A 19672-nucleotide genomic window follows, 5' to 3' on the forward strand; every position below is an offset into this window, starting at 1 on the left:
AGCTCATCCTTTCTGAAATTACTTCATAACAATAAGTTCGTACGCCCTGCTGCCGATACCGATCTTCTCCGCATGTTCCAGACAGGTCTTGTACTCCGCATTTGGAGTGGTATTTTCAAAATGATCATGGTGATCACAAAAGCCCTCTTTTGCCATGGCATCCGTCAGCTGGCTGTTCGGCAGCGGTGTCTGCTTCAGGCAGGCATCCACACAGGCCTGATCCAGCGCCAGAGGATCGAAGGAGGCGAACATACCGATATTGGGCAGGATGGGTACATCATTCTCCCGGTGGCAGTCACAGTTCGGAGACACATCCACCACCAGAGAAATATGGAAATTGGGTCTGCCGTCCACGACCGCCTTCGCATACTCTGCCATACGGCAGTTGAAATCCTTTGTTGCCGCATCACAACCGCTATGGATTGCGTCGAAGTTACAGGCACCGATACAGCGTCCACAGCCCAGGCATTTGTTATGATCAATATGCATCTTATGGGTAGTCTCGTCGTATACCAGTCCCTCATTGGCACATTCTCTCATGCATCGTTTGCAGCCACGGCACAAATTCTCATTGATCTCCGGTTTGCCCTGAGCGTGCTGTTCCATTTTACCGGCTCTGGATCCGCAGCCCATACCGATATTTTTGATAGCACCGCCGAAGCCCGCCGTTTCATGCCCCTTGAAATGATTCAGGGAAATAAACACATCCGCATCCATAATGGCCCGGCCGATCTTAGCATTTTTCACATATTCGCCGCCCTCTACCGGCACCTCGATATCATCCGTTCCCTTCAGACCATCACCAATGATCACAGGACACCCAACCGTCAACGGTGTGAAACCATTCTCCCAGGCACAGTACATATGCTCGATGGCATTCTTACGGCTGCCGGGATACAGGGTATTACAGTCCGTCAGGAAAGGAATTCCGCCCAGCTCCTTTACCACATCCGCTACCGCCTTGGCATAATTGGGACGTAAATATCCCAGATTGCCCAGCTCACCGAAGTGCATCTTGATGGCAACAAACTTGTGATCCATATCCATATCCTGAATCCCCGCCGCCTTCATCAGGCGCTTTAACTTACTGGGAAGTCCCTCTCCCAGACGGGTTCTGAAATCTGTAAAATATACCTTTGATTTTTCCATAACTTTATCCTCCGTACCTAAAAAGATATTACGATTATAACACATCTTTTTTGTTTTTGAGAATTTTTCTGCAAAAAAGGACGAACCCAACTCTCGCCAGCCGGTTTCGTCCTTTTAACGTATTTCATCCGAAATACTTCCCTATTTCTTTGTACACCGTACATCGATGTACGATGCAAGTGTTTTTTTATTTTTCTTCCACAATTTTTGAAGATACCGCCAAATATCCTGCTATTTAAAACGATTTTTGTACTGCGCAGCCTTTTCCACAAATTGCTCTGCGAACTCGGGGCAGGAAGGATAATAGAGGTGGGGGAAACCATACCAGTGGTTCTCACCGACATGGATGCAGGGATATTTTCTTCCGATGGTTGGTTTAGTTGCGGTACAGTCTACGCCGTTATCTTCACTGTCATAGTAGTGAAATTCATGTGCCCGGATGCGGCTGCCCCGGGGCAGAAAATATTCACTGTTCTCTTCCAGTTCGATATATCCGAAGCGCACCAGGCTTCCGGTATCGAAGCATTTTTCAGGCAGCACTCCTGCCATAAGGCAGGAATGTCCTTCTCCGTCTGTCAGGGACGTATGCAGGTATAAAAAGCCTCCGCACTCCGCTACGGTGGGGAGGCCACCTATGACTGCTGCCCGGATGGCCTTGCGCATGGCATTGTTCTCACTCAGCTGTCCGGCATATAATTCCGGATAGCCGCCGCCCAACAACATCCCATGGATATTTTCCGGCAACGCCTTGTCATGTAATGGAGAAAAATACACCAGTTCTGCTCCGGTCTGTTCCAGCAGGCGCAGATTCTCTTCATAATAAAAGCAGAAGGCTTCATCCCGGGCTACAGCGATCCTCGGGCACTTTACCCTATCGTTTTCCACAGAATCCGGATCTTGCTCTTCTGCCGTTTCTTCACTGCGTTCCTTCTTTTTGGTTTGGGAGGTTCTCTCTATTCTCTCAGCTCCCAGCGGTTCCGCCTCTTCTGCAATCTGCAACAGCTTCGAAATGTCTACGCTCTCCCTTAGTTTTGCCGCCGTGACCCGGATCTTTCCCTGCAGATCTTCCAGTTCTCCCGGCAGGCACAGGCCAAGATGTCTGCTGGCGATCTGTAAGTCCTTATTTTCCGGGAAATATCCCAGCACTGCAATACCAAGTTCCTCTTCCGCCAGAGGCTTCAGAATCTCATAGTAAACTGCCGACATACGGTTGAAGATCACTCCCCGGATCAGATGTTCTTTATCATAAGCCAGAAATCCGGTGATCAGAGGAATCACCGATTTTCCCATGCCTTTTGCATCCACCACCAGTATGATGGGGGTCTGCGTCACCTTTGCCAGATGATAGGAGGAGCCTTCCTCTCTTATTCCGCCCAGCCCGTCATAGAGTCCCATAACACCTTCCATGACCACAAGCTCGTCTTCCCTGCGATCTCTCAGAAACAGGCTTCTCGTGCCGTCCTCTCCGGTGAAAAAAGTGTCCAGATTTCTGGCAGGAATCCCCAGCACCTGTCTGTGGAACATGGGATCGATATAATCTGGGCCGCATTTACAGGAAGAGATATCCTCTCCGTTTTCCTTAAAAATCTGCAATAATCCACACGTGATCATAGTCTTGCCGCTGCCGCTTTTCGGGGCGGCGATCATGATGCGTCGTATCTTTTTTTCCTGTGCTCCGATCATCTCTGCACTTCTCCATTTTCCCTGTTTCCGTTTTCTTCTTCGGTCAGCAACGCTTTCTTCACTTTGTCCATAGAGCCTGTTTCTCCCTCCCTGAACGTAAATGAGCAGATCCACACCGGATTCTCCGCCTGCGGCAGATGATAGTTTCCCAGCTTCTTCACCCGGTTGACCTGCATCTGCAGGATTTCCTCGTCCTCCACAGGAAACGCTTCCAATACTTCCTGAAGCTCCGCAATCGTCTCCATGCTGATGGCATTGATCACAATGCGCATATGAGGATTTTTCCGATACAAGGTCTGTAAAATATCCATTAATCTGCCTCCACTGCCGCCGATAAAAGCATGGGTCGGCACAGGCAGTTCTTCCAGTCCCTCCGGTGCCAGTGCTTCGATGATCTCCATATTGTCCATATGGAAATGCTCTCGGTTCTTCCGAAGCAGTTCCACCGCCTCCGGTTTTCTCTCAATGGCATAGACATGCACCGTTTCCGACAATCCGGCGATTTCCACCGCCACGGATCCGGTGCCGCTGCCGATATCATAGACTACGGCTCCATCTGTCAGGTGCAGCTTGCAAATACTGACTTCCCGGACTTCTTCCTTGGTCATAGGAGTTCTGCGAAGTTTTCCCCCCGTCCCGGAAGCATCCCGTAGGAAACAGGTGTCCGCTCTGCCGTGGGTCAGGGGTTCCGGCTGTGGATGAGGATTGCGGATCAGGCAGGTATACAGGCCTTTCTCCGTGACCTCTTCACACTGCTCCGGTGTCAGGATACGTATGTTTTCCTCCGGATAGGACAGCTGATATCCTGCGATCACTTCACAATCTGTCAGTCCCATCTCCGTAAGCATCCGTCCGATCTTACGGATATCCTCACTTCCCGAGGTCAACAGGAAAGTCTTCTCATGACTCACCACAGTTGTCGGAAGATGGTTCAGCTTCTTGCCGTGCATGCTTATAATGGCGGCATCCTCATAGCTTTCTCCCACCCGGGCCGCCAGAGAAACCACCGATGAAATTCCCGGCAGGATCCTCACACTGCCTCTCAGTTGTCCTGCTGCAATCGCTTCCTGTAATTTCACATACAATTTTCTGCATCCGCTGTAGAATCCGGTATCTCCGGAAAACAGAACCGCTACCCGAAGTGTCTCCTGCTGTGCCAGTTCCTCGCTTTCCTGTAATTTTTCCAAATAGGGCAGGATCTGGGCAGCCATATAGTAGGGCTTTTTTTCTATTCTGGCAGAATAGTCTGCAATCATGCGCTCCGCCCCCAGCAGGATATCCGCAGTTTCGATTGTCTGCTGCACTTCTTTTGTCATGCAGTCTCTGCTGCCCATACCGATCCCGGCAAGGCAGATTTCCAGACTTCCCTGCTGCGAAATCTTACAATCACAGAGTTGTCCCAGTTTTCCACAGATTCCTGCAAACGAATACGAGTCTGTCCCCGGAATATTCCCGGCAGCATCCGATGTCTTCTGCGCAGGCTCAATCACATACACCGGGATTCCCAGTATTTTCGCTGCTTCCAGCTTTTCCTGATACCCTCCGGTGCGGCCGCTGTTTTTCGTGACCATATGGCGGATGTCGTACTGCCTTAGGATGGCAGCGTTCATCTCTGTGGAAAAAGGCCCCTGCAATGCCAGGATCTGCCGGCCTTTGATTCCCTGCTCCATGCACAGTTCCAGACTCTCTCTGCCCGGAAGGATCCGCACATACAGGCGGTCGTTTAATCTGCCGGAAGCGCAATACACCGCCAGTTCCTTGCTTCCCGTAGTCAGCAGAATATTGCCCTCTGTATTCTCCAAAGCTTTCGCACAATCTGCATTGTTTTCAAAATATTGGACATTTGTAACAATGTCATCTGCTTCTGTAATCCCGTCGATTTTCCGTTCCAGACGCAGGTATATGGGAAAATGTGCATCTTTTTCCAAAGATTTCAGTGTATCCACAGCTCCCCGCAGATTCTCCGTAACGACCCTGGCGTAAGGGTGGGTGGCATCCACTACAATCTCATAGCCTTCGTCATGCAGAAACTTCTGCATCTGCTCCCGGTCCATTCTGCCGCAGTGAAGGTTTACAATGGGCTGCCCGGCTGTCTGCATCGCTTTTGTGCTTTCCGTCTGTTCCCGCATTACGATTTCACCGTATTCCGTTGCCACGCATACCGTATGTGCGATTCCGGCATCCGCCAGAATCTCCGACAATCTCCGTCCTTCTGTGGTTCCCGCAAATATTACAAGCTTTTTCACTCTGCCTTTTCTCCCTTTTCTGCCTGGTAGCCTCTTCTGGTGATCAGCTTGTCCCCCAGGATCTCCGTCTCCGAATTGCCAATAAATACAGTGGTGAACATATTGACTTCCCGGTCCCTTAATTCCCGCAGCGTACAGGTCACCGCACGGGTGCCCTCTCTGCCGATATTTTCCACATAACCGCAGGGACGCTCCCCTTCTATGGTTTTCAGTAAAATATCACAGGCTTTTTGCAGATAATCTTTTCGTCTGTGGCTGGAAGGATTGTAAATGGCCATGGCAAAATCTCCCATTGCTGCCGCCCGCAGTCTCTTCTCGATCTTCTCCCAGGGTGTCAGCAGATCACTCAGGCTGATGACACAGAAATCATGATTTAAGGGTGCTCCCAGTACCGCCGCACCGCTGCTGGCCGCCGTGATGCCGGGAATCACAAGCAGTTCCGTCTCCGGGTGCTTTGCCCCCAGCTCGTACATCAGGGATGCCAGACCGTAGATGCCTGCATCGCCGCTACAGATCAGTGCCACCTGATTTCCTGCTTCCGCCTCCCGGAAGCATAGCTCACAGCGCTCCGTCTCCTGCCGCATGGAAGTGGTCAGCAGCTTTTTCCCTGCAAAACGTTCTCTCAATAATTTGACATATACGGTATAACCCACAATCACATCTACCTGCTCCAGCGCAGCGATGGCTTCTCCGGTCATCATTTCTTCCCTGCCGGGACCCATTCCTATGATATAGATTCTGTTACTCATCTGATTTTCCTCTTTCCATCATTTGCAAGCCCTCCGGATCCTCTCATGCTTCCATCACTTGTAGGTATTGTCCCAGGGATGCCTAGCTACATGAAAAAATCTTTGTTTTTTCTGACTGTCCTTACGATTGGTCTTTACGATTACATCGATACTTTCCATGCTTTCTCGGCAATTGCCACGGTCATGCCATCCTGTGCCTGCTTAGCTCTGCAGATTCTTCCATCTGCCCCCGCCGCCTTCATGGCGGCTCGTTCACACACATTGTCCACACCCACCTGTGACTTTACAAAATCGGAGCCATGAAATGTTCCGTACACCGTCTGTAATTTCTGTGCCGGATAGGTCTGAAACGGGATTCTGTACTTTTCGCTGAATTCCAGCAGACACCGTTCCTCTTTCTTTACATCAATGGAAGCCAGTGCTGCGACCTGTTCTATGGCAATGTCCTGTTCTTCCAGTATTTTTCTTAAAAAGGCTTCCAGCTTCACACTGTCCGTTCCTTTTTTACAACCCGCACCCAGAATATATTTCTTCGGCTTCAACAACAGTTCTGCTGCCTCTTTTCGAAATATTTCTTCCGTGTTGTCCGCTATTAGGACATCCACCTTTTCCACCGGAGGATATGCACACAGCCTGATCTCTGACGGAATAGTCTCGTCCACTGCCAGATGCCCTGTCTGTACGGACATGGTAATTTTCTCGCCTGCCAGTATTTTTGCCGACACCCGGGCAATCCCCTCCCGGTTGTGAATCCACAGATCATTTCTTTTGGCAAACAAATCCACCGCAAAGCTGCCATGCAGGTCTGTGGCTGTCGTGATCACAGGGACGGCTCCCAGTTCTCCGGCCAGACGGACCGCCAGTTCATTGGCTCCGCCCACATGCCCGGACAACAGCGGGATCACATACTGCCCCTGTTCATCTATGACCAGTACCGGGCTGTCATGCAGCTTGTCCGTGATCCAGGGGGCAATAGCCCGAACCGCAATACCGCAGGCACCGACGAACACCAGCGCATGATGGGCGGCCATCTGCTCACCGGCCCAGACTGACACACTCTCCTGTACCGCTATTGTATTCCCGGTATTATCTGTCGGTACGTTACTGTCTTTGTTCGGAATCACCCCGAATGTCTGCGTTGTAACGTCCCCACTGTTTTCCGCTGTCTGCACTGTCTTTTTTCGGGAGCATTTGCTATATAGAATAATCGTCTCGTCTCCACTGCACATGCTCTTCAGAATCCGTTCCGCCATCTTCTGTCCTGTTTTCGTAAAGCTGATCACACTAATCTTCACGCTGCTCCTCCCGGTTTTCCTCTGTCTGCCGGACACTGCTTTTTGCCTGACGGAATTCTGTGGAAAAATCCGCCGCATACAGCCTCGACTTCTGATAATTTCCATGGGTGATAACATCCCCCACCAGTACCAGCGCTGTCTTAATGATGCCGTGTTCTTCCGCTACCTGTGCCAGTGTCTCCACCGTACAGATATAAGCCTCTTCCTCCGGCCAGGTTGCCTTGTAGATCAGGGCTGCGGGGGTGTTCTCCGCATAACCGCCCGCCATCAGTCTGCGGCTCAGTTCCCTCAGCATTCCCGTGCTTAAATAGATCGCCATGGAAGCCTGATGGGCTGCCAGACTTTCGATGCTCTCCTTCTGCGGCACTCCGGTCCGTCCTTCCATACGGGTGATGATCAGGGTCTGGGAGACACCGGGCAGGGTATATTCCAGATTTAACGATGCCGCTGCGCCGAAGCAGGCACTGACTCCCGGACAGCTCTCATAAGGGATATGTAATGCATCCAGTGCATCCATCTGCTCCCGCACCGCACCATAGATGCTTGGTTCTCCGGTGTGCAGACGCACCAGCATCTTCCCCTGTTCCTGTGCCTCCTGCATAATCTGCAGCACTTCCTCCAGGGTCAGTTTTGCGCTGTTATGGATTTCACAGTCTGTTTTGGCATATTGTAACAGCTCCGGGTTCACCAGTGATCCCGCATAGATGATGACATCCGCCTGTTGCAACATGTGCATGCCCCGCACTGTGATCAGATCTGCTGCCCCGCTTCCTGCGCCAACAAAGTAAACCATTCCTCCGCCTCCTTACTTTTCGCCAATGCTCCGAAATCATTGGCATACATGATACATTCGATCGCAAGCTTTCCCTGCGCCCGCTTCTCCAGATACAATAAAATACGCTCCATGGCATAATCCATGACTTCCTGTCTCCTGCCGCACTCGTCCAGAATCCGCACCGCTTCCTCTGTGGTGACACAGGACAGGAGTCTGGCAGCATCCACTGCCGCTACACCGCATTTTACAGCAAAAGCGGTCAACAGCTCCATCCTGCAGTCGCCCTCCCGGGAATGGGTATTCATAATACCTCCCGCCACTTTGATGAGCTTCCCGATATGTCCCGCAAGAAGCAGACGCCTAAATCCCTCTTCCACCGCCATATCGATCGTCAGACCGATAAAATTACTGCATTTTACACTTTTATCCAGATCATAGTGATAGGTATTTTTCAGAAAATCCAGTCCGTAATTGCCTGGAGAGATCACCACATCTTCTCTCCCCAGTGCCCGCTGTTGCCGCAGTTCCACGCGGATCGTATCCAGAATAGCCTGTGTGCTCATAGGCTCCACGACACCGCTGGTGCCCAGAATAGAAATACCGCCCACGATGCCAAGCCTTGGATTAAATGTCTTCTCTGCCAACTTTTCACCTTCCGGCACAGAGATCTCCACCGACAGGATTCCACGATAATCCAGCACCTGGCACACCTGTAATACTTCCCGTTCGATCATTTCTCTGGGGACGTGATTGATAGCTGCATTTCCCACGGGCTGATCCAGTCCCGGCTTCGTCACCCGGCCGACACCGATGCCGCCGTCGATCACGACCTGTGCCTGTTCAGGTGCATGTCCGGTTCCATTCTTCCTACCGGGTTCTTCTCTGGCTTTCCTATCCGTTATTTCCGCAAAAGAAACCTTCGCACAGATCAGCGCCCCTGTGGTAATATCGGGGTCATCCCCGCCATCCTTTTCCACGGCGCAGCTGACCTCCTGCTCCTTGCGGCAGATGTTGCGGATCTTGGCTGTGTAAGGGATACCTTTGGGTGTCTCTATGGTGATTTCTGTTTTCCCCCTTCCGGTCAGCAACATATAGGCGGCCGCCTTGGCCGCTGCCGCTGCGCAGCTTCCTGTGGTAAATCCGTACCGCATACTTTCTACCTCACTGTTACTATATCATGATTCGCACCTTCGGTGCTTGACGTTGCTTCGCAACTATCATGATCAAATTCGCCGTTCGCCAATCATGCAAGCATGTTGGCTCTCTTACGCTCATTATATCGTGAGCCCAGAGCGCCAGTTGCCGATCCCGCCGGTATTCTGGCTCTCCTGCGTTCCTTATCCTCTGTCTACTCCGTCTCGCCGGTTGTCTTGTGTACCTTTCAAATCGTTATACAATTCATTCTTTTTTCAGTTCATACAGCAAGGCATTGCAGATGGCCGCTGCCACGTTGCTGCCGCCTTTTCTTCCACGATTGATGATATAGGGCACATCCGTCTCTATAATCAGCTCCTTGGCAGCTTCCACATTCACGAAACCCACAGGGACCCCGATAACGAATGCCGGGCGCCAGTCCCTTTCCTGCATCAGCTCATAGATCTGTATCAACGCTGTAGGCGCATTTCCAACAGCGAAGATCACTGGTTTTTCCAGCTTCGAGGCCAACTCCATGCTGATAGCCGCCCGGGTGGTCTTCCGTTCCTTCGCCATAGCCGCCACATCCGCATCCGCCATATAGCAGTGGGCTTCCCCGCCAAAAGAAGCCAACACCTTCTTATTGATCCCCGCCAGTGCCATATTGGTATCCGTCACAATATCCGCACCTTTTTTTATCAGGTTTTTAGCGATCTCCACCGCGTTTTCGGAATAGGTCATCGTCTCCGCATAATCAAAATCTGCGCTGGTATGGATCACCCTGCGGGTGACAGGATCCTGCTCCGCAGGCAAAGTGATGCCCCGCTCTGCCAGTTCTGCGGCAATAATTTCAAAGCTTCGCTTCTCGATTTCTTCCGGCAATACATATTCAATGCTCTTTTTTTCCATAAGTTACCTTCCCCAAAAATTCATTTTCCGTCTTCCGGCTGCTCCTATTTACTGCTTTGCAAAGAAAACGAACTCATTCAGCAGTAATCTGCGCAAGTTCCTGTAACAGCACTTCATTCTCTTCATGTTTCTTCACCGCGATCCGATAATAGCCCTCACCCAGTCCCCGGAAATTCTCACAGTTCCGAATCAGGATACCTTTTGCAAGCAGGCTGTCATAGATGGGCTGTGTGGTATACAGCAACAGGAAATCCACTTCTCCGGACACCACCCGGATGCCAAGCTTTTCCAGTCCTTCCCACAAATATTCTCTCTCGTTTTTCACATATTCCACTGTGTCTTGCAGATATTGCTCTGACTGCTCCGCGCAGGCGATGCCCGCTCTCTGGGCAAACACCGACAGGTTCCATTCCGGTAGCTGCCTGCGTATTTTCTCCCGAAGCTCTGCGTTGCTGCATACCAGATAGCCCAGACGCACCCCTGGCATAGCAAAGCTTTTCGTAAAGGCCCGTACCAGCAGCAGATTTTCATACTGTCCGATCTCCCCAAGCAGAAACTTTGGCTGTTCCCGGCCGGACTCGCAGAACTCTATAAAACATTCATCCACTACTACGGTGATTCCCTGCTGCCTGCAATGCTCCAACAGTTCCTGCAGATATTCTTTGCCCATCAGCTGCCCCGTGGGATTGTTGGGATTCGCTACAAACAGCATGTCTGTATCCACTGTCAGCTCCTGTAACAGCTCCCGCCCCGGACGGAATCCGGTCTCTTCCGGCAGATATACATATTTTATATGGCTGCCTGCTGCTTCTGCCACATACTCGTATCCGTAAAAGGATGGCACGGGAATCACAATATTCCGGGGCTTAAGTGCATGCACAACCGCCAGAAAAAGTTCTGATGCCCCGTTGCCAAACAGCAGATACTCCTTTGGGATTTCTCTGCCACATTCTCCGGATAACATCCGGCTCACGGCTTCCGTCAGGGCCGCCGCAGTAATATCCGGATATTCTCCCACATGCTGCACTGCTTCATGAATCGCCTGCACCGCCGCATCCGGCATCCCTAAAGGATTGCCGTTTACCGAAAAATCCAGCCGTATCTGTCTGCTGTAAATATCACCGCCATGTATGTTCTGCTGCATTTTCCTTCCTTTCCGGTTCCTGTTACCATAGGACTTTTCATGTCCTCTATCGTCTGCAAATCATCAAAAGCTTTCACGCCCGGCCAAACTCTGCTTTTCACACTGCCACCGCAATCAGGATCCCCAGACACAGAATCTCACAGATCCACGCCGTCCGGTTCATCAATCGGTTCGTTCTGCGGATATCCTCCGGTTCCACTGCCCTTGTTGGATCCCCGATATAGGGCTTTTTCACGACCTTGCCAAAATAACTGGCATCTCCCGCCAGCTGGATTCCCAGCGCTCCTGCGCACACGGATTCCGTCTGGGCGGAATTGGGGCTGGCATGCTTTCTGTTGTCTCTGCGCCAGATACGCCATGCCTGCTTTCCGTTATAGCTTTTCCCGCTGATAAAAGCCGTCCCGACCATCAACAGCGCGCTGATCCTCGCCGGGAGAAAATTCATCACATCATCCAGCTTCGCCGCGGCTCTGCCGAAGTGAAGATACTTCTCATTCTTATATCCTACCATAGAATCCATGGTATTGACTGCCTTATATAAAAATCCCAACACCGGGCCTCCCAGTGCAGTATACAGCATGGGGGCAATCACACCGTCGGACGTATTTTCCGCCACGGTCTCGATGGCCGCCTTTGCCACGCCTTCCTCTGTCAGATGTTCCGTGTCCCTGCCTACGATCATGGATACCGCTTTTCTGGCTTCCTCCAGGCTCCCGGCATTCAATTGTTTCCACACCTTGCTGCTCTCCACCTGAAGACACCTCGCCGCCAGAATCTGGTAGGTCATGACCGCTTCTATGACCACTCCCAGTCCCGGATGCATCGCATAAGCACCGAATAAAATCAGTGCCGACAGCATTCCCGTAAACAGTAAAACGATCACCACCAGAAGTTTTCCCTGTCTGCGCTCCGCCCCCTCTCTCTCGGTCGGATTGCCCTGTGGATTGCCTGCTCGCAGTGTCTTTTCTGTCTTCGCTATCAGCCAGCCGATTCCCCGGATGGGATGGGGCAGAAAATAGGGATCTCCAAAGAGCTGATCCAGTAAAAATCCCGCTCCGAATGCCAGAATATGATATTTCATCAATATGTTTCTCCTTTTGTAAATTCCGACAGTGGGCGAAATTCTTTCCACTCCGGGGTTCCTCCGCCTGCCGGGAATACCAGCCTGCCGCTATAACCCTGTCCGCATTTTACCTGATAATTAAAATATTGCTCTCCCAGAAAATGACTGAGCAGTGCCATGATGGTTCCACCGTGGACGACTGCGGATACGCTTTGTATCCCGGCGTCCTGTGCTCCAATTTCATCGCTTCTTTCCAACTCCGTTTTCTCCGATCCTGTATTGTAATCACCCTGCTCAGATGCAGCACTTCTCTCCAAGATCATTTTCATGTAGTATAACATTTTTTCATATCCGGCAACGTTTCTGCGAATGAATTCCTCTCTGCTCTCGCCTTCCGGAAACGGCAGTGTACCGCCGCTGTCGATCCATCTCTGATATGCCGGATCCCCGGAAAGTTCCTGATAATTGTGTCCTTCGAATGCACCGAAATCCATCTCCGTCCACTCCGGGACAAAAATGGGAGTCTGCCCTGGATACAGGATCTGTGCTGTCTCGAGACACCGCTTCATAGGACCGGAAAACAGAAGGTCAGCAGTCGGATAGTTTCCTCCCGTCACAGCTTTTTTCAGCATTCCTATTCCTTCCGGGCTCAATGCTTCATCCGTTTTTCCAAGATAACGTCCTTCTTTATTGGAAAGAGTCGCTCCGTGCCGGATCAGGGTCAGGCGGATCTCTATTTGATTTTCTGGCCGATTCCGCATACGACTCTCACCACCTCATCTGCCTGCGCCGCCAACCCTTCCAGAATTCTGCCGGTGCATTCTCTGTAAGTTCTCTCCTCCGCTTCCATGGGGACGATGCCGTTGCCGATCTCGTCACAGATCAGAATGCAGTCCGGATATTCCTTATAGAAATTCGCTATCATTGCCTCCGGATCTGTTCCCTGTCGCAACTGCTCCCGGATATATCGGTGCAGATGATTGACGATCACCTGCGGGCCAGCCGTCTGCCGCCCTGTAGGCTGCTCTGTCTGCTTTCCAGGCATTGTTTCAACCGCGCTCTCAGTTGCCCATGTTATTTTACTATCCGATGCCAGCCTCAGTGTTCCATCCAGAACCGGCACTTCCTGTCTGTCTTCACGCTGAACGTAATGCTGCTCTACATAATGTAATTTTCCCTGAGCAAAGCCGCCAATAATTAATATCATTTCCCTCTCCCATTTCAAATGTGCTTCTGCGCCACTCTATCCGGCAATACATTTTACACTGTCAGCATCATATGTTCTGCGATTGCTGCCGCAACCACCACGCATCCTTCGCAAAACGTCACAAAATACCCCGCCGTATCTCCGGTGATGCCGCCGAACTCCTTTTTGCTGCGATAGTAATAATACGCAAAAGTAAGCAGGGCCGCTGCCACCGCGATTCCTCCCGTCACGAAAGATGTCCACATCATAAAGCCGATGCACAGGATTCCCTGTGCGTACAAAGCAGTTTTTACCACTCTTTTATGCGCCTTATCCGCGAACAGATACAGCGTCCCCTCCTGCTTTGCGGAAGGGAAACTCACCACTGCAACACCGCTCAGCACTCTGGACAGGAAGCTTCCGGCTCCCGCCACGACCAGCGTCCGGCATTCCGTAATCTCCGAAAAGCCTCCCAGAAAAATCAGTCCATACAGAGTCAGCATGATCACCGCAAAGGCCCCGATATGAGAATCCTTCAGAATCTCCAGTTTCCGCTCTCTCGGCTGGTAGGAATGCAGGGCATCACAGGTATCTAAAAATCCATCCACATGAAAGCCCCCGGTGATCAGAATCGGTATCGCCGTTCCCACCACCGTATAGCACAAGGTTCCCACTCCGAACCGGGCACAGATCCATTTCCACAGATACCACAGGACACCGATCACCGCTCCCACCCAGGGGAAAAAGCAGAGTGCGTACCGCATATCCTCATCCTTCCACTCAAACTGCGGCATCGGAATCTTGGAATACATGGAAAACGCTATGAAAAAAGATTTGATAATACGCATGCCTGTTTCCTTTCTATGCTGATCGGGTACGCCTTGATCCGCTGTGGGATCCCCGCTACGACTTCCACAACCTCGTCCGCCTCCGCGGCCAGCCTCTCGTTTACCCTTCCCAGCGCCTCAATATATTCTATAGTAGCACTGTCATAGGCAATGCCGTCTTCGAATACATTATTGGTCACGATGACTAACGGATCCGCCTGTTTTCTTAATCCTTCCATGCCTTGCAGAATCTTTGTGATCACCGTCTGACGATCCACAGGCTGTTCCCCGGAAAACATTTCGTTGGCGGTGAGATTTGACATACATTCCAACAGTACAGCTCCTGCCGGTTCCATTTGAGAGACTGCCTGCTCCAACTCCATAGGTTGTTCGATGGTAGTGAAACCTTTTCCCTGCCGCATTCTGTGATGTCTGGCCACTTTGGCCTGCATTTCCTCATCCCAGATCTGCATAGTAGCGATATAATATTTTTTCTTATCACCGGCAGTCCGCAGCAGATAATCTTCCGCATAAGCGGATTTCCCGCTGCCGCTGCCCCCCAGGATCAATATCATCATGTTGCTTCTCCATCCGTTCCGTCTTTCAGCCGCGCCAATCGCAAGGTCGCGCTATCACGCTTTTGCGTCACTTCGTGACTACCCTTGCTCCTGGCGGAAATGTTAGCGCTTATATTGTTCCACTGCAATCTCCGAAAATGTAGCGCTCTGTCCGTAGATGCTCATTGCCATATCCAGCAGCGTGAACATCATGACTGCTCCGGTTCCTTCTCCCAGAGCCATTTCCGCATGGATCACAGGGAACAGCCGAAGCGCATCCGCCAGTTTCACCGCTGCCGGCTCCTTTCCCAGGTGGGAAGGGAGCAGATACTCCCGCACACCGGGGAACAGACGCTCCGCCACCAATGCTGCCGCCATGCTGATCACACCATCCAACACAATGGGTATATGCCACAACGCGCCGCCGATGCACATACCGGTAAGTCCTGCAATGTCCAGTCCTCCGACTGTCTGCAATACCGTGAAGGCATCAGCATGCCACAAGTCATAGGTTTCCAATGCGGTGCGGACAACCTGTTGCTTACGAGTCAGTCCCTGGTCCGTAAGTCCCGCACCTCTGCCGGTGACTTCCTCTGTTTCGCACTGCAAAAGAGCTGCCGTCACCGCACTGCTGGTAGTCGTGTTGCCGATTCCCATTTCCCCAGTGGCCAGAAGTCCGTAACCCTTCTCCTTGCAATCCTGTACCAGTTCGATTCCTGTGACAATGGCCCGGACAGTCTCTTCCTCCGTCATCGTCGGTTCTTTCAAAAAATTTCTTGTGCCGGGACGCACCTTACGATCCAGGACGCCGGGAATGGATTCCTCACTATTTATTCCGATATCCACAGGGATCGTCTCCGCGCCAATGCTCTGCGCCATCTTGCAGACGGAGGATCCTTTCCGTGCCATGGACTTTGCCACCGCCAACGTGACCTCCTGCCCCGTCTGGCTCACGCCTTCCTCCACGATTCCGTTGTCTGCACAGAAGATCAGCACACCTTTTTTCCGAAGGTCGATCTGTTCCGTTCCCAGTATAGCTCCGATCTGCGCCGTAATGGTTTCAAAGCTGCCCATGCCGTCCAACGGTTTTGCCAGGGTATCCCAGTGTTTTTTCACAAGACTTCTCACCGCTTCCTCCGGTGCCGTGATCCGGATCTGCGCCAGTTCCTGTCTGGTATAGTTATGAAATATGGGCTTCTCTGAGCATTCCATAAATGTCCTCCATATACAGATATTCCCGCAGGGTATCCGCCAGTTGATCGTACTGTCTTTCTTTAATAGTGCGGTAATCTTCCCAGACTCCGCCTTCCAAAATGATGCCTTTTTCCCGTGCCAGGGTCTGTATCATACGCCCGGCGATCTCTCCCATGTCGAACAGACCGTGGATGTAGGAACCGTAGACGCACCCGGTCGAATCGCTGACTACAGTTTCTGTAATTTTTACATTCCTCATGGCATCGTCCGCGCAGGAAGTGCTCCGCTTGCCGTCTTCCCCACAATACACCGTCTCCCCCATATGAATCTCATATCCGGTGAACTCATATCCCGTAAGTCCGGCGAAAATGCCTTCCACCGCTTCCAGTTTTCCATCAATCTGGCAGCGATGTTTCTCCTTCTGCAACACTGTCCGTACCGGAAGCAGTTCCATGCCGCGGATCCGTCCGCCTTCCTCCACGCTGTCCGGATCTGCGATCTCATAACCTAGCATCTGATAGCCTCCACAGATCCCGAAAATGGGAACTTTTCCCGCAGCACGTTTTACCGCTGCCTCCAGTCCGTTCTGCCGCATCCATTTCAGATCTCCCATGGTATTTTTACTGCCGGGGAGAAATATCAGATCCGGCGTTCCCAGCTCTCTCACATTTGTCACATACCGGACACTGACCTCCGGCATCTGCTCAAACACATCAAAATCCGTAAAATTTGAAATTCTGGGATAGTGGATCACCGCCAGATCGATCTTCCCCACATGTTTTGCATCAAAACGGTCCGTCAGACTATCCTCATCTTCCAGCGTAAGTTCCATATAAGGTACAGTCCCCAGCACCGGCACCTGTCCCCGTTCTGTTAACATCTGAATGCCGGAATCTAAAATTGTACTGTCTCCACGGAATTTGTTGATGATCAATCCCTTTACCCGCTCCCGCTCCTCTTCGGTCAGCAGCATCAGGGTTCCCAAAAGCTGTGCGAACACGCCACCTCTGTCAATGTCTCCTACCAGAAGTACCGGTGCATCCACCATTGCCGCCATTCCCATATTTACGATGTCATTCTGTTTCAGGTTGATCTCCGCCGGACTTCCGGCGCCCTCGATGACAATAATATCCGCATAAGTTTCCAGCTTGCGGAAGGCTGCCTTGATCTCCGGGATCAGTTCCGTCTTGTGGGCAAAATAGTCTCTGGCGGACAGATTGCCCCGTACTTCCCCGTTCACAATGACCTGGGATCCGGTATGACTGGTGGGCTTTAACAAAATGGGATTCATACACACCAGCGGTTCGATCCCTGCGGCCTCTGCCTGCATGACCTGTGCCCTGCCCATTTCCAGTCCTTCCTTGGTGATATAGGAATTGAGCGCCATATTCTGTGATTTAAAAGGGGCCACCCGGTAGCCGTCCTGCCGGAAAATCCGACAGAGGCCTGCCACCAGCAGACTTTTCCCGGCACCGGACATGGTGCCCTGTATCATGATTACTTTTGCCATCGTTCTCTCCATCCCACAGATGTCATAGACATCCCGGGAATTTCGTTTCTCTGTTTTCTAACACCCGCTCTGTTGTTCCGGTCTTTCTAGCTTTTCTATCTGCTTCCCCAGCTGTTCTGCATACTCCAGAAGTTCTCTCTGAAAAGTCTCCAGACTACCGAAATTCTCCCGGCAACAGATAACACGTTTGCACTTATCTATCGTTTTCTTTGCTGCCTGTATTTTTTCCTGTGCCACCGGCTCAAAAGGATGCTCTGCGATCACCTCCGCCGCCAGTGCCTTCGCCACGGGATAATCCAGATCATTTTCATACAGGATCCCGGTGGCAAAGGGGATTCCCGCTCTCTGCAGACGCCGGTAAGTTTTCCGTCCGTTTCCGGCTCCGGCGATCACGAAGACCTGTGGTGTTCCTTCCGGCGCCGCCAGCTCCATATCACTGCTGGCCTCATCATAGCTTCCCATCCGGATTCCATATAACTGTGTAATATACCCGTCGGTCATGACCTCCTCCGGCGTTCCGATCCGGTCCACCGCCCTGCCGTTCACACACAGGATCCTGTCGGAGATTTTCTCCGCCAGCTCCAGTTCATGTAAGGACAGGATCACTGTAAGTGCCTTCTCCCTGCAAAGCTTTTGCAAAATGGATAAAAATTCCAGCTTATGCCGCACATCCAGGTAGGAAGTCGGCTCGTCCAGGATCAGTATCTCCGGCTCCTGACAGATGGCTCTGGCTAACATCACCCGCTGTCTCTGTCCGTCACTGATCCGGTCAAACAAAGAATCCCCAATCTCTGCCACCTGCACCAGTTCCATGGCGTTTTGCACCGCTGCATGATCTTCTGCCCGCAGCACGCCAAAGCGTCCGGTATAAGGGTATCTTCCGGTGGCCACCACATCTTCACAGGTCATCAGTTCCCCCCGCAGACGTTTTGTCATTACCACTGCCATTTTTTTCGACAATTCTGCCCCGGTGAGCGACTTCATATCCTCTCCGTCCAACCGCACCGTTCCTGCGATCAGGGACAGCTGCCTTGCAATACTTTTTAAGATCGTGGATTTGCCTGCACCGTTTGGACCCAGTAACGTCAGGATTTCCCCTTTTCGAAGCATAATCTCCACTTCTTCGATCAGAGGCTTTCCGTCGTAGCCCACGCTCATTTTTTCCGTTGTAATATAATAAGACTTCTGCGTTTCCATAGTTATCCACGCTCCTGTCTGTTTCGTGATATCATGATCCACAATACCACCGGTGCTCCGAAGATTGCCGTCACTGTACTGATACTAAGCTCTGTGGGTGCCATCCAGGTTCTCGCCAACAGATCGCAGAACAGGCAGAATACACTGCCTCCTAAGAAACATGCCGGTATCATCAGTAACGGCTTTGTAGTGCCGAACAGTTTACGGATCAGCTGCGGCACAGCGATCCCCACAAAAGAGATCGGTCCGGCAAATGCCACGATACATGCCGAAAGCACGCTGGACAACACCACCAGAAGGATCCGCAGGGTCCTGATATTCACTCCAAGATTCTGCGCATAGGTTTCTCCCAGCTGGTAGGCTTCCAGCGGCTTGGCCAAAAGAATCACCAACAAAAAAGCCGCCGCCACCACGACGCTCATCACTTTCACATTATCCCAGGTCATTCCGGAAAAACTTCCTCTGGACCAGTTGTGGAGGTTCACGATGTCCGCGTCCTCCGCAAACGTCACCACCAGTTCCGTGATGGCGGAACAGATGTAGCCGATCATCACACCGCTGACCACCAACATGGACATACTGTCCACCTTTCGCGCCATAAGAAGCACAAATCCCATGGACAGCATAGCACCCAGAAATGCCGCCAGGATCAGCAGTCCGGAGCTGACCCGGATCGTATTCCCCAGCAAAAATACCATCACCAGTGCCACTACCATCTTCGCCCCGGAAGAAATTCCCAGTACAAAAGGGCCGGCTATGGGATTGTGGAAAAATGTCTGAAGCAGATACCCTGCCAGTGCCAGTGCTCCACCCAGAATTGCTGCCGCCAGTGTCCGGGGAAAACGGATCTCCCACAGGATCTTTGCGTTCATGCCTTCCTGTGCGCTCCCTGTGGTTAAAATTTCTGCCAGTGGAATTTTCACCGTTCCGATTCCTATATTACAAAGCAGCAGCACGAGAATGCCTGCCATCAATAGAACAAACGCTATGAGATATCTGATTTTCCTGCGCTGCTGCATGTTTTTCTCCTTCTTTTCCTATTCGTGTCCCAATC

General features: G+C 51.6%; 18 protein-coding genes. All 18 read right to left on the minus strand.

Translation table 11 applies throughout. The features are described from left to right. Positions 1 to 18: 18 nt before the first annotated feature. The 18 genes from ACLTOH_RS02595 to ACLTOH_RS02680 all read right to left on the minus strand — a co-directional run bounded on the left by ACLTOH_RS02595 (position 19) and on the right by ACLTOH_RS02680 (position 19637). Positions 19 to 1149: a DUF362 domain-containing protein gene (locus tag ACLTOH_RS02595; RefSeq protein WP_022312926.1), complete on the minus strand. Its 1131-nt coding sequence runs from the start codon at positions 1147 to 1149 to the stop codon at positions 19 to 21. A 231-nt stretch (positions 1150 to 1380) separates the two neighbouring features. Then, on the minus strand, positions 1381 to 2832 hold the full coding sequence (locus ACLTOH_RS02600) for a cobyrinate a,c-diamide synthase (protein WP_412223259.1): 1452 nt from the start codon (positions 2830 to 2832) through the stop codon (positions 1381 to 1383). Continuing rightward, a complete protein-coding gene (gene cobK, locus ACLTOH_RS02605) occupies positions 2829 to 5078 on the minus strand; it encodes a precorrin-6A reductase (RefSeq protein ID WP_412223261.1) in 2250 nt (749 codons plus the stop codon). Before cobK ends, ACLTOH_RS02600 begins: the two co-directional genes overlap by 4 nt. Next, positions 5075 to 5827 carry a precorrin-3B C(17)-methyltransferase gene (cobJ, locus tag ACLTOH_RS02610; protein ID WP_412223262.1) on the minus strand — a complete coding sequence of 251 codons (753 nt, stop codon included), beginning with the start codon at positions 5825 to 5827 and terminating at the stop codon, positions 5075 to 5077. Before cobJ ends, cobK begins: the two co-directional genes overlap by 4 nt. Before the next feature lie 140 nt (positions 5828 to 5967). Next, complete coding sequence (locus ACLTOH_RS02615; RefSeq protein WP_118668773.1) at positions 5968 to 7122, minus strand: cobalt-precorrin 5A hydrolase; 1155 nt, start codon at positions 7120 to 7122, stop codon at positions 5968 to 5970. Beyond that, positions 7112 to 7915 (minus strand): precorrin-4 C(11)-methyltransferase, encoded by an 804-nt coding sequence (cobM, locus tag ACLTOH_RS02620; protein WP_118504637.1) that lies wholly within the window; start codon positions 7913 to 7915, stop codon positions 7112 to 7114. The genes ACLTOH_RS02615 and cobM overlap by 11 nt, the downstream gene beginning before the upstream one ends. Continuing rightward, positions 7873 to 9048 (minus strand): cobalt-precorrin-5B (C(1))-methyltransferase CbiD, encoded by a 1176-nt coding sequence (gene cbiD, locus ACLTOH_RS02625; protein WP_412223264.1) that lies wholly within the window; start codon positions 9046 to 9048, stop codon positions 7873 to 7875. The genes cobM and cbiD overlap by 43 nt, the downstream gene beginning before the upstream one ends. Before the next feature lie 247 nt (positions 9049 to 9295). Continuing rightward, positions 9296 to 9940, minus strand: a complete 645-nt coding sequence (locus ACLTOH_RS02630; RefSeq protein ID WP_412223265.1) for a precorrin-8X methylmutase — start codon at positions 9938 to 9940, stop codon at positions 9296 to 9298. Positions 9941 to 10013: 73 nt separating this feature from the next. Then, positions 10014 to 11084, minus strand: coding sequence for a pyridoxal phosphate-dependent aminotransferase (locus ACLTOH_RS02635; protein WP_412223267.1), 1071 nt, complete (start codon positions 11082 to 11084; stop codon positions 10014 to 10016). A 97-nt stretch (positions 11085 to 11181) separates the two neighbouring features. Next, positions 11182 to 12165 carry an adenosylcobinamide-phosphate synthase CbiB gene (gene cbiB, locus ACLTOH_RS02640; RefSeq protein WP_022311822.1) on the minus strand — a complete coding sequence of 328 codons (984 nt, stop codon included), beginning with the start codon at positions 12163 to 12165 and terminating at the stop codon, positions 11182 to 11184. Then, positions 12165 to 12908 carry a histidine phosphatase family protein gene (locus ACLTOH_RS02645; RefSeq protein WP_118539120.1) on the minus strand — a complete coding sequence of 248 codons (744 nt, stop codon included), beginning with the start codon at positions 12906 to 12908 and terminating at the stop codon, positions 12165 to 12167. Before ACLTOH_RS02645 ends, cbiB begins: the two co-directional genes overlap by 1 nt. Beyond that, complete coding sequence (locus ACLTOH_RS02650; protein ID WP_118504647.1) at positions 12881 to 13354, minus strand: bifunctional adenosylcobinamide kinase/adenosylcobinamide-phosphate guanylyltransferase; 474 nt, start codon at positions 13352 to 13354, stop codon at positions 12881 to 12883. The genes ACLTOH_RS02645 and ACLTOH_RS02650 overlap by 28 nt, the downstream gene beginning before the upstream one ends. A gap of 53 nt (positions 13355 to 13407) precedes the next feature. Next, positions 13408 to 14181 carry an adenosylcobinamide-GDP ribazoletransferase gene (locus tag ACLTOH_RS02655; RefSeq protein ID WP_117465801.1) on the minus strand — a complete coding sequence of 258 codons (774 nt, stop codon included), beginning with the start codon at positions 14179 to 14181 and terminating at the stop codon, positions 13408 to 13410. After that, the gene (locus tag ACLTOH_RS02660) at positions 14154 to 14738 is read right to left on the minus strand and encodes a bifunctional adenosylcobinamide kinase/adenosylcobinamide-phosphate guanylyltransferase (RefSeq protein ID WP_227733106.1); all 585 of its coding nucleotides are present in this window, start codon (positions 14736 to 14738) and stop codon (positions 14154 to 14156) included. The genes ACLTOH_RS02655 and ACLTOH_RS02660 overlap by 28 nt, the downstream gene beginning before the upstream one ends. Positions 14739 to 14840: 102 nt before the next feature. Beyond that, on the minus strand, positions 14841 to 15929 hold the full coding sequence (cobT, locus tag ACLTOH_RS02665; protein WP_227733107.1) for a nicotinate-nucleotide--dimethylbenzimidazole phosphoribosyltransferase: 1089 nt from the start codon (positions 15927 to 15929) through the stop codon (positions 14841 to 14843). Next, positions 15898 to 17421, minus strand: coding sequence for a cobyric acid synthase (locus ACLTOH_RS02670; protein WP_412223268.1), 1524 nt, complete (start codon positions 17419 to 17421; stop codon positions 15898 to 15900). The genes cobT and ACLTOH_RS02670 overlap by 32 nt, the downstream gene beginning before the upstream one ends. A gap of 57 nt (positions 17422 to 17478) precedes the next feature. Beyond that, a complete protein-coding gene (locus ACLTOH_RS02675; protein WP_412223269.1) occupies positions 17479 to 18618 on the minus strand; it encodes an ABC transporter ATP-binding protein in 1140 nt (379 codons plus the stop codon). Between the two features lie 2 nt (positions 18619 to 18620). Next, positions 18621 to 19637: a FecCD family ABC transporter permease gene (locus ACLTOH_RS02680; RefSeq protein WP_412223271.1), complete on the minus strand. Its 1017-nt coding sequence runs from the start codon at positions 19635 to 19637 to the stop codon at positions 18621 to 18623. Between the last annotated feature and the right edge of the window lie 35 nt (positions 19638 to 19672).

Source organism: Waltera sp., from assembly GCF_046969025.1.
In the GTDB taxonomy this organism is placed as follows: Bacteria; Bacillota; Clostridia; order Lachnospirales; family Lachnospiraceae; genus Acetatifactor; species Acetatifactor acetigignens.

What these genes read in the sequence shown, in the direction of transcription:
- ACLTOH_RS02595 (WP_022312926.1), bottom strand. Translation starts at nt 1,149, where the DNA reads ATGGAAAAATCAAAGGTATATTTTACAGATTTCAGAACCCGTCTGGGA.
- ACLTOH_RS02600 (WP_412223259.1), bottom strand. Translation starts at nt 2,832, where the DNA reads ATGATCGGAGCACAGGAAAAAAAGATACGACGCATCATGATCGCCGCC.
- cobJ (WP_412223262.1), bottom strand. Translation starts at nt 5,827, where the DNA reads ATGAGTAACAGAATCTATATCATAGGAATGGGTCCCGGCAGGGAAGAA.
- cobM (WP_118504637.1), bottom strand. Translation starts at nt 7,915, where the DNA reads ATGGTTTACTTTGTTGGCGCAGGAAGCGGGGCAGCAGATCTGATCACA.
- cbiD (WP_412223264.1), bottom strand. Translation starts at nt 9,048, where the DNA reads ATGCGGTACGGATTTACCACAGGAAGCTGCGCAGCGGCAGCGGCCAAG.
- ACLTOH_RS02630 (WP_412223265.1), bottom strand. Translation starts at nt 9,940, where the DNA reads ATGGAAAAAAAGAGCATTGAATATGTATTGCCGGAAGAAATCGAGAAG.
- ACLTOH_RS02635 (WP_412223267.1), bottom strand. Translation starts at nt 11,084, where the DNA reads ATGCAGCAGAACATACATGGCGGTGATATTTACAGCAGACAGATACGG.
- cbiB (WP_022311822.1), bottom strand. Translation starts at nt 12,165, where the DNA reads ATGAAATATCATATTCTGGCATTCGGAGCGGGATTTTTACTGGATCAG.
- ACLTOH_RS02645 (WP_118539120.1), bottom strand. Translation starts at nt 12,908, where the DNA reads ATGCGGAATCGGCCAGAAAATCAAATAGAGATCCGCCTGACCCTGATC.
- ACLTOH_RS02650 (WP_118504647.1), bottom strand. Translation starts at nt 13,354, where the DNA reads ATGATATTAATTATTGGCGGCTTTGCTCAGGGAAAATTACATTATGTA.
- ACLTOH_RS02655 (WP_117465801.1), bottom strand. Translation starts at nt 14,181, where the DNA reads ATGCGTATTATCAAATCTTTTTTCATAGCGTTTTCCATGTATTCCAAG.
- ACLTOH_RS02660 (WP_227733106.1), bottom strand. Translation starts at nt 14,738, where the DNA reads ATGATGATATTGATCCTGGGGGGCAGCGGCAGCGGGAAATCCGCTTAT.
- cobT (WP_227733107.1), bottom strand. Translation starts at nt 15,929, where the DNA reads ATGGAATGCTCAGAGAAGCCCATATTTCATAACTATACCAGACAGGAA.
- ACLTOH_RS02670 (WP_412223268.1), bottom strand. Translation starts at nt 17,421, where the DNA reads ATGGCAAAAGTAATCATGATACAGGGCACCATGTCCGGTGCCGGGAAA.
- ACLTOH_RS02675 (WP_412223269.1), bottom strand. Translation starts at nt 18,618, where the DNA reads ATGGAAACGCAGAAGTCTTATTATATTACAACGGAAAAAATGAGCGTG.
- ACLTOH_RS02680 (WP_412223271.1), bottom strand. Translation starts at nt 19,637, where the DNA reads ATGCAGCAGCGCAGGAAAATCAGATATCTCATAGCGTTTGTTCTATTG.